At 67.9% G+C, this 13,329-nt stretch carries 7 protein-coding genes; 3 read left to right on the top strand and 4 right to left on the bottom strand.

What is annotated here, in order from left to right:
- Nucleotides 1-16: 16 nt before the first annotated feature.
- The 3 genes from BKK81_RS15485 to BKK81_RS15475 all read right to left on the bottom strand — a co-directional run bounded on the left by BKK81_RS15485 (nt 17) and on the right by BKK81_RS15475 (nt 2,952).
- Nucleotides 17-1,021 (bottom strand): tripartite tricarboxylate transporter substrate binding protein, encoded by a 1,005-nt coding sequence (locus BKK81_RS15485; protein ID WP_071014653.1) that lies wholly within the window; start codon nt 1,019-1,021, stop codon nt 17-19.
- A gap of 76 nt (nt 1,022-1,097) precedes the next feature.
- Entirely contained in the window at nt 1,098-1,553 is a 456-nt protein-coding gene (locus BKK81_RS15480; RefSeq protein WP_071014651.1) for a DUF2214 family protein, read from the bottom strand.
- Nucleotides 1,554-1,731: 178 nt separating this feature from the next.
- Nucleotides 1,732-2,952 carry a CaiB/BaiF CoA transferase family protein gene (locus BKK81_RS15475; RefSeq protein WP_071014648.1) on the bottom strand — a complete coding sequence of 407 codons (1,221 nt, stop codon included), beginning with the start codon at nt 2,950-2,952 and terminating at the stop codon, nt 1,732-1,734.
- A 311-nt stretch (nt 2,953-3,263) separates the two neighbouring features.
- Between BKK81_RS15475 and alaS the strand changes: the two genes are divergently transcribed.
- On the top strand, nt 3,264-5,888 hold the full coding sequence (alaS, locus tag BKK81_RS15470; RefSeq protein ID WP_071014645.1) for an alanine--tRNA ligase: 2,625 nt from the start codon (nt 3,264-3,266) through the stop codon (nt 5,886-5,888).
- An 855-nt stretch (nt 5,889-6,743) separates the two neighbouring features.
- On the opposite strand, the gene BKK81_RS15465 is transcribed toward alaS, so the two are convergent.
- On the bottom strand, nt 6,744-9,089 hold the full coding sequence (locus BKK81_RS15465) for a UvrD-helicase domain-containing protein (RefSeq protein WP_071014643.1): 2,346 nt from the start codon (nt 9,087-9,089) through the stop codon (nt 6,744-6,746).
- 335 nt (nt 9,090-9,424) lie between these two features.
- Between BKK81_RS15465 and BKK81_RS15460 the strand changes: the two genes are divergently transcribed.
- Together BKK81_RS15460 and galU are read left to right on the top strand one after the other, a co-directional pair.
- Nucleotides 9,425-12,292 (top strand): valine--tRNA ligase, encoded by a 2,868-nt coding sequence (locus tag BKK81_RS15460; RefSeq protein WP_071014641.1) that lies wholly within the window; start codon nt 9,425-9,427, stop codon nt 12,290-12,292.
- 52 nt (nt 12,293-12,344) lie between these two features.
- Nucleotides 12,345-13,214 (top strand): UTP--glucose-1-phosphate uridylyltransferase GalU, encoded by an 870-nt coding sequence (gene galU, locus BKK81_RS15455; RefSeq protein WP_071014638.1) that lies wholly within the window; start codon nt 12,345-12,347, stop codon nt 13,212-13,214.
- The last annotated feature ends 115 nt before the right edge of the window (nt 13,215-13,329 follow it).

Here is a 13,329-nt window from a genome sequence, read left to right as displayed (position 1 = left end):
GGCCCCGGGCCGGGCCTCAGTCGACCTTGGCGCCGGACACCTTGACCACCTGGCCGTACTTCTTCAGTTCGCGCTGGATCAGCGCGCCGAACTGCTCGGGCGTGGTCGGCGCCGGCTGGGCGCCGATGCGCGCCAGCATGGCTTTCATGTCGTCGGTCTTGAGGATGGCTACGATGTCATGGTTGAGCCGCTCGACGATCTCGCGCGGCGTGCGCGCCGGCGCCAGCACGCCGAACCAGGTGGAGATGTCGAAGCCTTCGAGCCCCAGGCCCTTGCCGGCCTCGGCGATGGTGGGCAGCTCGGGGAAAGCGGCGGCGCGCGCGGCCGTGGTGACCGCGAAGGCCTTGAGCTTGCCCGCCTTGATATTGGCCGAGGCCGAGGCGAGGTTATCGAAGATCACGTCGGTCTGGCCCGACAGCACCGACAACTGGGCCGGCGCGGCACCGTTGTACGGGATATGGACCATGCTGACATGGGCCATGCTCTTGAACAGCTCGCCCGACAGGTGGCCGGCGCTGCCGTTGCCGCCCGAGGCGTAGTCGAGCTTGCCCGGGTGCTTGCGCGCGTATTCCACCAGGTCGCGCACATTGTTGATATGCAGCTCGGCCGCCTTGCCGGGATGCATCAGCAGCACGTTCGGCACGTCGGCCACCAGGGTGATGGGCGCGAAGTCCTTGACCGGGTCGTAGGGCAGCTTGGAGAACAGGGTCGGGTTGATGGCATGGGTGGCGACAGCGCCCATGACGATGGTGTAGCCGTCCGGGGCCTGCTTGGCGACGTAGTCGGCCCCCAGGTTGCCGCCGGCGCCCGGCCGGTTCTCCACGATCACGGGCTGGCCCAGGCTGTCCTTGAGCTTGTCGCCGATGGCGCGCGCCACGGTGTCGAGCGGGCCGCCGGCCGGGTAGGGCACGACGAACTTGATCGGGCGGGCCGGCCAGGCCGGCGCGGCGGCGGCGGGCGCGGTCCAGGACAGCGGCAGGGCGGCGGCCACCAGCGCGGCGGCGAACACTTTTTTCAGCATGAGGTCTGGTCTCGATTGGAATAGCGGGGCGCAGGTCCCGGCAGCCGGGACGCGCGCCTGGAGGGGCGGGCCGGTTCTATTTGAGGCCGATACCGCGCGCCATCATCACGGCGCACAGCGGCAGCAGGATCAGCAGGTGGGCCTCGATCATGACCCAGCGGCGTGCGCGTTTCAGCTCGGCCTCGGCCGGCACGAAGCCGGGCTCGCTGCGCGCCCGCTTGCGCCAGCGCGAGAAGGCGCGGGTCGGCGGCAGCGAGCACAGCGCGATCACCACGAACACCGTCATCTTGGCGTGGAACCAGGGGTTGGGCAGGTAGAAGCCGGCGCCCTTGGCGCCGAAGAACAGGCGCAGCAGGCCGCTTGCCAGCACCAGCATGGCGCACAGGAAATAGAGCAGGTCGTAGACGGACAGCCGCTTGAGCGCGGCCGGCGTCAGCCCGGGCCTCAGCACCACCGCCTCGGCGGCCAGGAAGGTGATCAGCGCGAAGATGGCGGTGAAATGCAGAAAGGCCAGCAGGGCATCGGTCAGCATGGCTACGGTCTCCTTTGGGCGTGGCGGCGCGACGGCGGACGGCGGGGCTGCGGTACGGACTGCGGTAGGGATCCGGCGCGCGCGGCGACGGCGTGTGCGGGGCCGGCCCGGCCGCGGCTGCCGGGCCGGCCCGTGAGGCTTACCGGCGCCGCTTGCTCGTGCGGCGTATTCGTGTGACTTATACCACGCCTTTGTCGCGCAGCGCGGCAATCTGCTCCGGCGCATAGCCAAGCACGTCCGCCAGCACGTCATCGGTGTGCTCGCCCAGCAGCGGCGGGTGGCGTACCGCCTCGGGCGGGGTGGCGCTCATCTTGATCGGGCTGCCGACCAGCTTGACCGTGCCCGCGCTCGGGTGGGGCAGGTCCACGCGCAGGCCGCGCGCCTTGACCTGCTCGTCGTCGAAGACGTCGTCGAGCGTATTGATCGGGCCGCACGGCACGCCGGCCGCCTCCAGGTCGGCGATCCACTGCGCGCGCGTGCGCGGGCGCACCATCTCGGCCAGGATCGGCACCAGCGTATCGCGCTGCGCGACGCGCTGGGGGTTGGTGGCGAAGCGCGCGTCGTCGGCCAGTTCGGGGCGGCCGCCGGCATTGACGAACTTGCGGAACTGGCCGTCGTTGCCCACCGCCACGATGATCCAGCCGTCGGCCGCCTGGAAGGTCTGGTAGGGCACGATGTTCGGATGGGCATTGCCCCAGCGCTTGGGCGCCACGCCGCTGGCCAGGTAATTGGTGTTCATATTGGCCAGCATGGCCACCTGCACGTCGAGCAGGGCCATGTCGATGTACTGGCCCTCGCCGGTGCGCTCGCGGTGTGCCAGCGCGGCCAGCACGGCGATGGTGGCGTACTGGCCGGTCATCAGGTCGGAGATGGCCACGCCGGCCTTCTGCGGGCCGCCGCCGGGCAGGTCGTCGCGCTCGCCGGTCAGGCTCATGAAGCCGCCCATGCCCTGGACGATGAAGTCGTAGCCCGGGCGGGCGGCATAGGGGCCGGTCTGGCCGAAGCCGGTCACCGAGCAGTAGATGATGTCCGGCTTGACGGCCTTGAGCGAGTCGTAGTCGAGCCCGTATTTCTTGAGCTGGCCGACCTTGTAGTTCTCCAGCACCACATCGCTCTGCGCGGCCAGCGCGCGCACCAGGGCCTGGCCCTCGGGCGTGCTGATGTCGCAGGTGACCGAGCGCTTGTTGCGGTTGGCGGCGAGATAGTAGGCGGCCTCGGCGGTGTCGTCGCCGGCCGGAGTCTGCAGCCAGGGCGGGCCCCAGGTGCGGGTGTCGTCGCCGGCGCCGGGGCGCTCGATCTTGATCACATCGGCGCCGAAGTCGGCGAGGTTCTGGGCGCACCATGGCCCGGCGAGCACGCGGGTCAGGTCGAGAACGCGGAGATGGCTTAAGGCTCCCATGACGGCAGGCAGGAATCGGAAACGAGGAAGGGGTGGAGGAAAGCGGCAGCGCCGGTGCGAAGCGCAGTCGAGGCGCAGCCGGCACGGGCAGGCGCCACTGTAACATCCGCGGCGGCGGGCGCAGCCTTCCTGGCCTGGGGCAAGGGCACGACAAGGCACTCGGATGCGCGGTGCCGGGGCGGCCGGCGGCCGGCGTGGCGCGCATCCGCCCGGGGCTGCCGGGGCAACTGGCTTGCCCGTATAATAAAAAGTTTGCAAATTCCATCCGACCGGCCGTTCACCGCTCCGCCGCGGGACGCCCTTGCCCCAACATGAAAGTCTCCGACATCCGCAGCAAGTTCCTGCAGTACTTCGAGTCGAAGGGCCATACCGTGGTCCGCTCGTCCAGCCTGGTGCCGGCGAACGACCCGACGCTGCTGTTCACCAACTCCGGCATGGTGCAGTTCAAGGACGTCTTCCTCGGCACCGACAAGCGCCCCTACACCCGCGCCACCTCGGCGCAGCGCTCGGTGCGCGCCGGCGGCAAGCACAACGACCTGGAGAACGTGGGCTACACCGCGCGGCACCACACCTTCTTCGAGATGCTGGGCAACTTCTCCTTCGGCGACTATTTCAAGCGCGAAGCGATCCAGTACGCCTGGGAACTGCTGACCCAGGTCTACAAGCTGCCGGCCGACAAGCTGTGGGTCACGGTGTACGAGGAAGACGACGAGGCCTATGACATCTGGGCCAAGGAAGTCGGCGTGCCGGTCGAGCGCATCGTGCGCATCGGTGACAACAAGGGCGCGCGCTACGCCTCGGACAACTTCTGGCAGATGGCCGACACCGGTCCCTGCGGCCCGTGCTCGGAAATCTTCTACGACCACGGCCCGGACGTGTGGGGCGGCCCGCCGGGATCGCCGGACGCCGACGGCGACCGCTACATCGAGATCTGGAACCTGGTGTTCATGCAGTTCAACCGCGACGAGCAGGGCAATATGCCGCGCCTGCCCAAGCCGTGCGTGGACACCGGCATGGGCCTGGAGCGCATCGCCGCGGTGCTGCAGCACGTGCACAGCAACTACGAGATCGACCTGTTCCAGGCACTGATCCAGGCCGCCGGCCGCGAGACGCATACCGCCGACCTGGCGCAGAACTCGCTGAAGGTCATCGCCGACCACATCCGCGCCTGCTCCTTCCTGATCGTCGACGGCGTGATCCCCGGCAACGAAGGCCGCGGCTACGTGCTGCGCCGGATCATCCGCCGCGCCATCCGCCACGGCTACAAGCTGGGCCGGAAGACCCCGTTCTTCCACAAGCTGGTGCCGGACCTGGTGGCGCAGATGGGCGAAGCCTATCCCGAACTTGCCGAGGCGCAGGCACGCGTGATCGAGGTGCTGAAGGCCGAGGAAGAACGCTTCTTCGAGACCATCGAGAACGGCATGTCCATCCTCGACGCGGCCGTGGCCGAACTGAAGTCCCAGGGCGGCAGGGTGCTCGATGGCGAGCTGGCCTTCAAGCTGCACGACACCTTCGGCTTCCCGCTCGACCTGACCCAGGACGTCTGCCGCGAGCAGGAGCTCAGCGTGGACGAGGCCGCCTTCGATGCCGCCATGAGCCGCCAGCGCGAACAGGCGCGCGCGGCCGGCAAGTTCAAGATGGCCGCCGGCCTGGAGTACAACGGCGACAAGACCGCCTTCCACGGCTATGACAAGCTGGTGGTCGACGGTGCCCGCGTGACCGCGCTGTATGTCGACGGCGCCGCCGTCGATGCCATGCAGCCGGGCCAGAGCGGCGTGGTCGTGCTCGACAACACCCCCTTCTACGCCGAATCCGGCGGCCAGGCCGGCGACCAGGGCGTGCTGCAGGCCGGTGCCGCGCAGTTCGCCGTGGCCGATACCACCAAGATCCAGGCCGAAGTGTTCGGCCACCAGGGCACGCTGTCCGGCGCCCCGCTCAAGGTGGGCGACACCGTGCGCGCCGAGGTCGACGCGCTGCGCCGCGCGCGCACCATGCGCAACCACTCGGCCACCCACCTGATGCACAAGGCCCTGCGCGAGGTGCTGGGCGCCCACGTGCAGCAGAAGGGCTCGCTGGTCGACGCCGACAAGACCCGCTTCGACTTCTCGCACAACGCGCCCCTGAGCGACGACGAGATCCGCCGCGTCGAGGAGATCGTCAACGCGGAGATCCTGAAGAACGAAGACACGCGCGCCGAGGTCATGGCCTTCGACGACGCCGTCAAGAGCGGCGCCATGGCGCTGTTCGGCGAGAAGTACGCCGACGACGTGCGCGTGCTGTCGATCGGCAGCTCGAAGGAACTGTGCGGCGGCACCCACGTGCACCGCAGCGGCGACATCGGCCTGTTCAAGATCGTGGTGGAAGGCGGCGTGGCCGCCGGCATCCGCCGGGTCGAGGCAATCACCGGCGACAACGCGCTGCATTACCTGCAGGCGCTCGATGCCAAGCTCAACGAGGCCGCCGCCGCGCTGAAGGCACAGCCGTCCGAACTGGTGCCGCGCATCGGCCAGGTGCAGGAGCAGGTGCGCGCGCTGGAGAAGGAACTGGAGCGCCTGAAGAGCAAGCTGGCCGCCTCGCAGGGCGACGAACTGGCCGCGCAGGCCGTCGACATCAAGGGCCTGAAGGTGCTGGCCGCCCAGCTCGACGGTGCCGACGTCAAGACGCTGCGCGAGACCATGGACAAGCTCAAGGACAAGCTGGGCAGCGCGGCCATCGTGCTGGCCGCGGTAGCCGACGGCAAGGTCAGCCTGATCGCCGGCGTGACCGCCGATGCGACCGCCAAGGTGAAGGCGGGTGAGCTGGTCAACTTTGTCGCCCAGCAGGTCGGCGGCAAGGGCGGCGGCCGCCCGGACATGGCACAGGCCGGTGGCACCGAGCCGGCCAAGCTGCCGCAGGCGCTGGCGGGTGTCAGCGAATGGGTGGCAGGCAAGGTCTGAGGTTTTCGGGCTTGCCGGTGATGTGTTGCGGGGAGGGTGCCGCGGCGCAATAGAACAAAGGGCGCTTCGGCGCCCTTTGTGCTTTGTGGCGTGCGTGGCGGCTCTGCTGGTCGCTGCCGCGGCCGGTGCGGACGTGGTCGGCGCTGCCGATGTCGCGAGCAGGGATGGTGGGCCCCTGATGGCGGGCGGCGAGGTGGTTCGACCATCTGCCGATACCGGGGCGGATGGTCGCTCTCTACTGAATGGCGCTGGTCTTATTGCCGGGAAGTGGCCCCCGGTTTGGCGTGAGGGGCGCTGTTGTGGTTCCTGGCGATTGAAACGCAAAGTGGTCGACGTGGAGTGCCACTCCTCATGGGTGGGCCCGAGCGGACTTCACCCTGGGCCTTCCTTCGTCGAGATCCTGCTGGCAATCACGCTTGCTGCCCGGCTTGCACGGGAGCCCCAGGCCTGCAATGCAACCACGCACGCCGCCAAGGAAGTGGCGCTCCTCCCCGGTAACGGCAGATGGTCGAACTACCAAGGCCGCCTGCCATCAGGGGCAAGGCAATAGAACTCAGGAAGGTCGTAATGCCGTGATGGCCCGCCACGCGAACGGCAGCGACCAGCAGAGCCGCCACGCCCACCACAGCCGGCGACTAAGCCGGCGAGCCTGATTGCTCTGCCCCCGGCAGGGTCTGCTTTCTTTGGGTTACTTTTCTTTGCAGAACGCAAAGAAAAGTGACCGGCAGCCCCCGCAGGGGGATGTCGTACGGTCGTTGGGTGCAACCGCCAACACCGCCAACACCGCTCGACAAAGCGCGACACCTCAAGCAGTCCGATAGCGGCCGGCAGTCGGGTCCAAGCCCCAATCCCCAATCAATCAATAGGATCCAGCTTAGCCACAGCCAACGCCAGCCACTTGGCACCATGCCGCTTGAAGTTGATATTGGCGCGCGCATCCGCGCCACTGCCTTCCAGCGCCGTGATCACACCCTCGCCGAACTTGTTGTGGAACACCCCCTGCCCGATGCGGAAGCCACTGCCGGCCTCGCGCTGCGCGTTCGCGTAGTTGTTGCCGCGGTCCATGCCGCCAGTGGGTTTGCTGCCAGTGAAGGGCACGTCCTCCGGCTTCTTGAACCAGTCGCGCCCCCAGCCGCCTTCGTTCTGCCGGCGCGGCTGGCTGCCGGGGCCGGCGGCGGGCGGAGTCAGCCATTTGAGTGCCGCGTCGGGCAGTTCTTCGAAGAAGCGCGAGCGCACGTGGTAGCGCATCTGGCCGTGCAGCACGCGGCTCTGCGCGAAGGACAGGTAGAGGCGCTTGCGCGCGCGCGTGATGGCCACATACATCAGGCGGCGCTCTTCCTCCAGGCCGTCCGGGTCCATCATGCTGTTCTCGTGCGGGAACAGGCCTTCTTCCAGCCCGGTGATGAAGACCACGTCGAACTCCAGGCCCTTGGCGGCATGCACGGTCATCATCTGCACCGCGTCCTGGCCTGCCTGGGCCTGGTTGTCGCCCGCCTCCAGCGAGGCGTGCGTGAGGAAGGCGACCAGCGGCGTCATCACCACCGGCAGCGCTTCCGGGTCCAGCACCTGCTGGACCTGGTCGCCCGCGGCGAGGGCCCGCGTGCCTGCCGGTTCGGCGGGCAGCACGGCGGCGAGCGCATCCAGGCCGTAGCCTTCCTCGACCACGAAGGCCTGCGCCGCCGTCACCAGTTCCTGCAAGTTCTCGATGCGGTCCTGGCCTTCCTTCTCACCCTGGTAGTGGGTGACCAGGCCGCTCGTGTTGGTGACGTACTCGACCGTCTCGGGCAGCGTCATGCGGCGCGTGTCGGCGCGCATCTGCTCGATCAGCCGCACGAAGGCGCCGAGCGTGCTGCCGGCCTTGCCCGGCACGTAGGCGACCGCCTCGAACAGCGAGCAGTTGTACTGGCGCGCGGCGTCCTGCAGCGTTTCCAGCGAGCGCGCACCGATGCCGCGCGTGGGGAAGTTGACCACGCGGCCGAAGGCGGCGTCGTTGCGCGGGTTCTCCAGCAGCTGCAGGTAGGCCAGCGCGTGCTTGATTTCCGCGCGCTCGAAGAAGCGCAGGCCGCCGTAGACCCGGTAGGGGATGCCGGCCGAGAACAGCGCATGCTCGATCACGCGCGACTGCGCGTTGCTGCGGTAGAGGATGGCAATCTCGGAGCGGCTGGCGCCCTGTGCCACCTGGTCGCGGATCTCGTCGAGCAGCCAGGCCGCTTCGCGCCCGTCGGAGTCGGCCTGGAACACGCGCACCGGCTCGCCGTGGCCGGCGTCGGTACGCAGGTTCTTGCCGAGGCGGCGCGCATTGTGCGAGATCAGGTGGTTGGCCGAGTCCAGGATGTGCCCGTGCGAGCGGTAGTTCTGTTCCAGCTTGATCAGCCGGCGCACGCGGAACTCGTGTTCGAAGTCGCGCATATTGCCGACGTTGGCGCCGCGGAAGGCATAGATGCTCTGGTCGTCGTCGCCCACCGCGAACACCGCCGCCGGATGCTGCGTGCCGAAGCCCGCCAGCAGCTTGAGCCACTGGTACTGCAGCACGTTGGTGTCCTGGAACTCGTCGACCAGGATATGGCGGAAGCGGTGCTGGTAGTGCTGGCGGATGGCGTCGTTGTAGCGCAGCAGTTCGTAGCAGCGCAGCAGCAGTTCGGCGAAGTCGACCACGCCCTCGCGCTGGCACTGCTCGTCGTAGGCGGCGTAGAGGTCGACGAAGCGCTTGTTGAAGTCGTCGTTGGCCTCGACGTCGGCCGGGCGCAGCCCCTGCTCCTTGGCATTGTTGATGAAGTACTGCAGGTTCTTGGCCGGGTACTTCTCGTCGTCGACGTTGTGCGCCTTGAGCAGCCGCTTGAGGGCGGAGAGCTGGTCCTGGCTGTCCAGGATGGCGAAGGTCTGCGGCAGCCCGGCGTCGCGGAAGTGCGCGCGCAGCATGCGGTTGCACAGGCCGTGGAAGGTGCCGATCCACATCGCGCGCGTGTTGACGGGCAGCATGGCCGACAGGCGCGTCTGCATTTCCTTGGCGGCCTTGTTGGTGAAGGTCACCGCCAGGATGCCGGCCGGCGAGACGTGGCCGTTCTGGATCAGCCAGGCGATGCGGGTGGTCAGCACGCGCGTCTTGCCGCTGCCCGCGCCCGCCAGGATCAGGGCCGGTTCGTCGGGCAGGGTGACGGCGGCGAGTTGTTCGGCGTTGAGATTGGCGAGCAGGTCTGGCATCGGGAGGGCCTTGTGGAATGCCAGCGGATTATACCGGGCGGCCTGCGCCGGGGCGGGACGCGCAGGCCTGCCGCGGACGCGTCCGGGGCGGGGTGCGGGGTCCGGCATCCCCTCGCAGGAGGTAGGGGAAAGTGGCACCTGCATCCCTTTTCGAGGTGCACAATGCGGCTCGGATCGATTCCGGATTCGCGCCCTGGCGTTGCCGTGGATGCCGGCCGCCGGGCCATTTCGCGCACCCGCCATGCCGGCTCCCCTATAATTTGTGGTTTGCCCCGGCGCATCCAGCCTGTCCGACCCGGGGGCGCAGAATCCGACGCAATCATCGATACCCGAGCATGACCTCCCAAGACCAGTCCCTCGCCAAGAGCTTCGAACCCTCCGCCATCGAGGCCAAGTGGGGCCCCGAGTGGGAACGGCGCGGCATCGCCCAGCCGACCTTCGATCCGGCCAAGCCCGATTTCGCCATCCAGCTGCCGCCGCCGAACGTGACCGGCACGCTGCACATGGGCCATGCCTTCAACCAGACCATCATGGATGGCCTGGCGCGGCACGCGCGCATGCTGGGCGCCAACACGCTGTGGGTGCCGGGCACGGACCACGCGGGCATCGCCACGCAGATCGTGGTCGAGCGCCAGCTCGAGGCGCAGGGCGTCTCGCGCCATGACCTGGGCCGCGAGAAGTTCACCGAGAAGGTGTGGGCGTGGAAGGAGGAGTCGGGCTCGACCATCACGCGCCAGGTGCGCCGCATGGGCGCCTCGATCGACTGGACGCGCGAGTACTTCACGATGTCGCCGGAGATGTCGAAGGCGGTCACCGAGGTCTTCGTGCGCCTGCACGAGCAGGGCCTGATCTATCGCGGCAAGCGCCTGGTCAACTGGGATCCGGTGCTGGGCACGGCGGTGTCGGACCTGGAGGTGGACAGCGTCGAGGAAGAGGGTTCGCTGTGGCATATCCGCTACCCGCTGGTGGAGGCGGATACCAAGGCCGGCCTGACCCACCTGACCGTCGCCACCACCCGTCCGGAGACCATGCTTGGCGACGTCGCCGTGATGGTCCACCCCGAGGATGAGCGCTATGCCCACCTGATCGGCAAGTCGGTGCACCTGCCGCTGACCGGCCGCCAGATCCCGGTGATCGCCGATGCCTACGTCGACCGCGAGTTCGGCACCGGCGTGGTCAAGGTCACGCCCGCGCACGACTTCAACGACTACGCCGTGGGCCAGCGCCACCAGCTGCCGCAGATCTCCATCCTGACGCTGGATGCCAAGGTGGTGGCCGACGCGCCTGCCGCCTACGCCGGCCTCGACCGCTTCGAGGCGCGCCAGCGCGTCGTTGCCGATCTCGACGCGCAGGGCCTGCTGGCCGAGGTCAAGAAGCACAAGCTGATGACGCCGCGCAGCGAGCGCACCGGCAGCGTGATCGAGCCGATGCTGACCGACCAGTGGTTCGTGGCAATGAGCAAGCCGGCGCCGGAGGGCACCTTCCATCCGGGCCGTTCGATCGCCGAGGTCGCGCTGGAGGCGGTGCAGAGCGGCGAGATCAAGCTGGTGCCGGAGAACTGGAACAGCACCTACAACCAGTGGCTGGAGAACATCCAGGACTGGTGCATCTCGCGCCAGCTCTGGTGGGGCCACCAGATCCCCGCCTGGTACGACGACGCCGGCAACTGCTACGTGGCGCGCGACGAGCAGGAGGCCCTGGCCAAGGCCCGCGCCGCCGGCTACGACGGCGCGCTGCGCCGCGAGGACGATGTGCTCGACACCTGGTTCTCGTCCGCGCTGGTGCCGTTCTCTTCGCTGGGCTGGCCCGAGCAGACGCCCGAGCTGAAGCACTTCCTGCCGTCGTCGGTGCTGGTCACCGGCTACGACATCATCTTCTTCTGGGTGGCGCGCATGGTCATGATGACCAAGCACTTCACCGGCAAGGTGCCCTTCCATACCGTCTACGTGCACGGCCTGGTGCGCGATTCGGAAGGCAAGAAGATGAGCAAGTCCGAGGGCAACACACTGGATCCGGTCGACCTGATCGACGGCATCGCGCTCGAGCCGCTGCTGAAGAAGCGCACCACCGGCCTGCGCCGCCCCAAGGACGCGCCCAAGATCGAGGCCAAGACCAAGAAGGAATTCCCCGAGGGTATCCCGGCCTTCGGCGCCGATGCGCTGCGCTTCACCTTCGCTTCGCTGGCCACGCTGGGCCGCAACATCAACTTCGACACCGGCCGCTGCGAGGGCTACCGCAACTTCTGCAACAAGCTGTGGAACGCCACCCGCTTCGTGCTGATGAACACCGAAGGCCATGACTGCGGCCTCGGCCCGTGCAGCAACGACTGCGGCCCCGACGGCTACCTGCATTTCTCGCAGGCCGACCGCTGGATCGTTTCGCTGCTGCAGCGCGTGGAGGCCGAGGTCGAGAAAGGCTTCGCCGAGTACCGCTTCGACAACATCGCCAGTGCCATCTACAAGTTCGTCTGGGACGAGTACTGCGACTGGTACCTGGAACTGGCCAAGGTGCAGATCCAGAACGGCAGCGAGGCGCAGCAGCGCGCCACGCGCCGCACGTTGCTGCGCGTGCTGGAGACGGTGCTGCGCCTGGCCCACCCGGTCATCCCCTTCATCACCGAGGAGCTGTGGCAGAAGGTGGCGCCGCTTGCCGGCCGCGCCAAGGGCGATGGCAGCGAGAGCCTCGCCACCCAGGCCTATCCGCTGCCGGCGCTGGCCAAGATCGACGAGGACGCGGAGCAGTGGGTGGCGCAGCTCAAGGCCGCGGTCGATGCCTGCCGCAACCTGCGCGGTGAAATGAACATCTCGCCGGCGCAGCGGATCCCGCTGTACGCCCATGGCGATCGTGCCTTCCTGCTGTCCGTGGCAGACTACGTGAAGGCGCTGGCGAAACTTTCCGAGGTTCGCGTCTTCGAACAGGAGAGCGAACTGATGGCCGAAGGTGCGGGGGCACCGGTGGCCATCGTCGGCGGCAATCGTCTGCTGCTGAAGATCGAGATCGACGTCGCCGCCGAGCGGGCGCGCCTGGCCAAGGAGGTCGAGCGCATCGGCGGTGAGATCGGCAAGTGCCGGGGCAAGCTCTCGAACGAGAGTTTTGTCGCCAAGGCGCCGCCGGCCGTCGTGGCCCAGGAGCAGCAGCGCCTGGCCGACTTCGAGCAGACCCTGGCCAAGTTGCAGGACCAGCTGCAGCGCTTGCCGGCATGAACCGTGCTTGGCAGGTCAGCAGCGCCCCAATACGACAATAGGAGTCTCTGACATGGAAACCCGCGTAACCAAGGCAGTCTTTCCGGTAGCCGGGCTGGGAACCCGCTTTCTGCCCGCCACCAAGGCCAGTCCGAAGGAAATGCTGCCAGTGGTGGACAAGCCCTTGATCCAGTACGCGGTCGAGGAGGCGATGGCCGCCGGCATCACCGAGATGATTTTCGTCACCGGGCGTTCCAAGCGTGCCATCGAGGATCACTTCGACAAGGCCTACGAGCTCGAGGCCGAGCTCGAGGCCAAGAACAAGAAGGCGCTGCTCGACGTGGTGCGCTCGATCAAGCCGGCCAACGTGGAGTGCTTCTATGTCCGCCAGCCGGAGGCGCTCGGCCTCGGCCATGCGGTCTTGTGTGCGCAGAAGCTGGTGGGCAACGAGCCCTTTGCCATCATCCTGGCCGACGACCTGCTGGATGGCGATCCGCCGGTGATGAAACAGATGGTGGACCTGTACAACCACTACAACTGCTCGGTGCTGGGCGTCGAGGAGATCGCGCCGGAACAGAGCCGTTCCTATGGCGTGATCGATGGCCGCGAGTGGGATGAGCGGGTGATCAAGATGTCGGGCATCGTCGAGAAGCCAGCACCCGAGGACGCACCCTCCAACCTGGGCGTGGTCGGGCGCTATATCCTGACGCCGCGCATCTTCGAGCACATCCGCGAGCTGAAGCCGGGCGCCGGCGGCGAGTACCAGCTGACCGACGCGATCCAGCACCTGCTGGCGCACGAGCAGGTGCTCGGCTACCGCTACAACGGCGTGCGCTACGACTGCGGCAGCAAGCTGGGCTACCTGAAGGCCACGGTCGAGTTCGCGCTCAAGCATGCCGAAGTCGGGGCGGATTTCCGCGCCTACCTGCAGGCCCGCCAGTAGGCACCAGCAGGCACCAGCAGGTACCGGCAGGCCGCCAGGTACGCCGGCCCTGAAGCAAAAGCCCCCGCGTCGCGGGGGCTTTGTCTTTGGGACCGGCCGCGCGGCGGTTGCCGCA

This window comes from Cupriavidus sp. USMAHM13 (genome assembly GCF_001854285.1).
Taxonomy (GTDB): Bacteria; Pseudomonadota; Gammaproteobacteria; order Burkholderiales; family Burkholderiaceae; genus Cupriavidus; species Cupriavidus malaysiensis.
Note: the sequence above shows the minus strand (reverse complement) of the source record. Positions and strands in the feature narration are given on the sequence as shown.

Excerpts from the sequence above, each read along its gene's own strand:
- BKK81_RS15485 (WP_071014653.1), bottom strand. The coding sequence starts at position 1,021 with ATGCTGAAAAAAGTGTTCGCCGCCGCGCTGGTGGCCGCCGCCCTGCCG.
- BKK81_RS15480 (WP_071014651.1), bottom strand. The coding sequence starts at position 1,553 with ATGCTGACCGATGCCCTGCTGGCCTTTCTGCATTTCACCGCCATCTTC.
- BKK81_RS15475 (WP_071014648.1), bottom strand. The coding sequence starts at position 2,952 with ATGGGAGCCTTAAGCCATCTCCGCGTTCTCGACCTGACCCGCGTGCTC.
- alaS (WP_071014645.1), top strand. The coding sequence starts at position 3,264 with ATGAAAGTCTCCGACATCCGCAGCAAGTTCCTGCAGTACTTCGAGTCG.
- BKK81_RS15465 (WP_071014643.1), bottom strand. The coding sequence starts at position 9,089 with ATGCCAGACCTGCTCGCCAATCTCAACGCCGAACAACTCGCCGCCGTC.
- BKK81_RS15460 (WP_071014641.1), top strand. The coding sequence starts at position 9,425 with ATGACCTCCCAAGACCAGTCCCTCGCCAAGAGCTTCGAACCCTCCGCC.
- galU (WP_071014638.1), top strand. The coding sequence starts at position 12,345 with ATGGAAACCCGCGTAACCAAGGCAGTCTTTCCGGTAGCCGGGCTGGGA.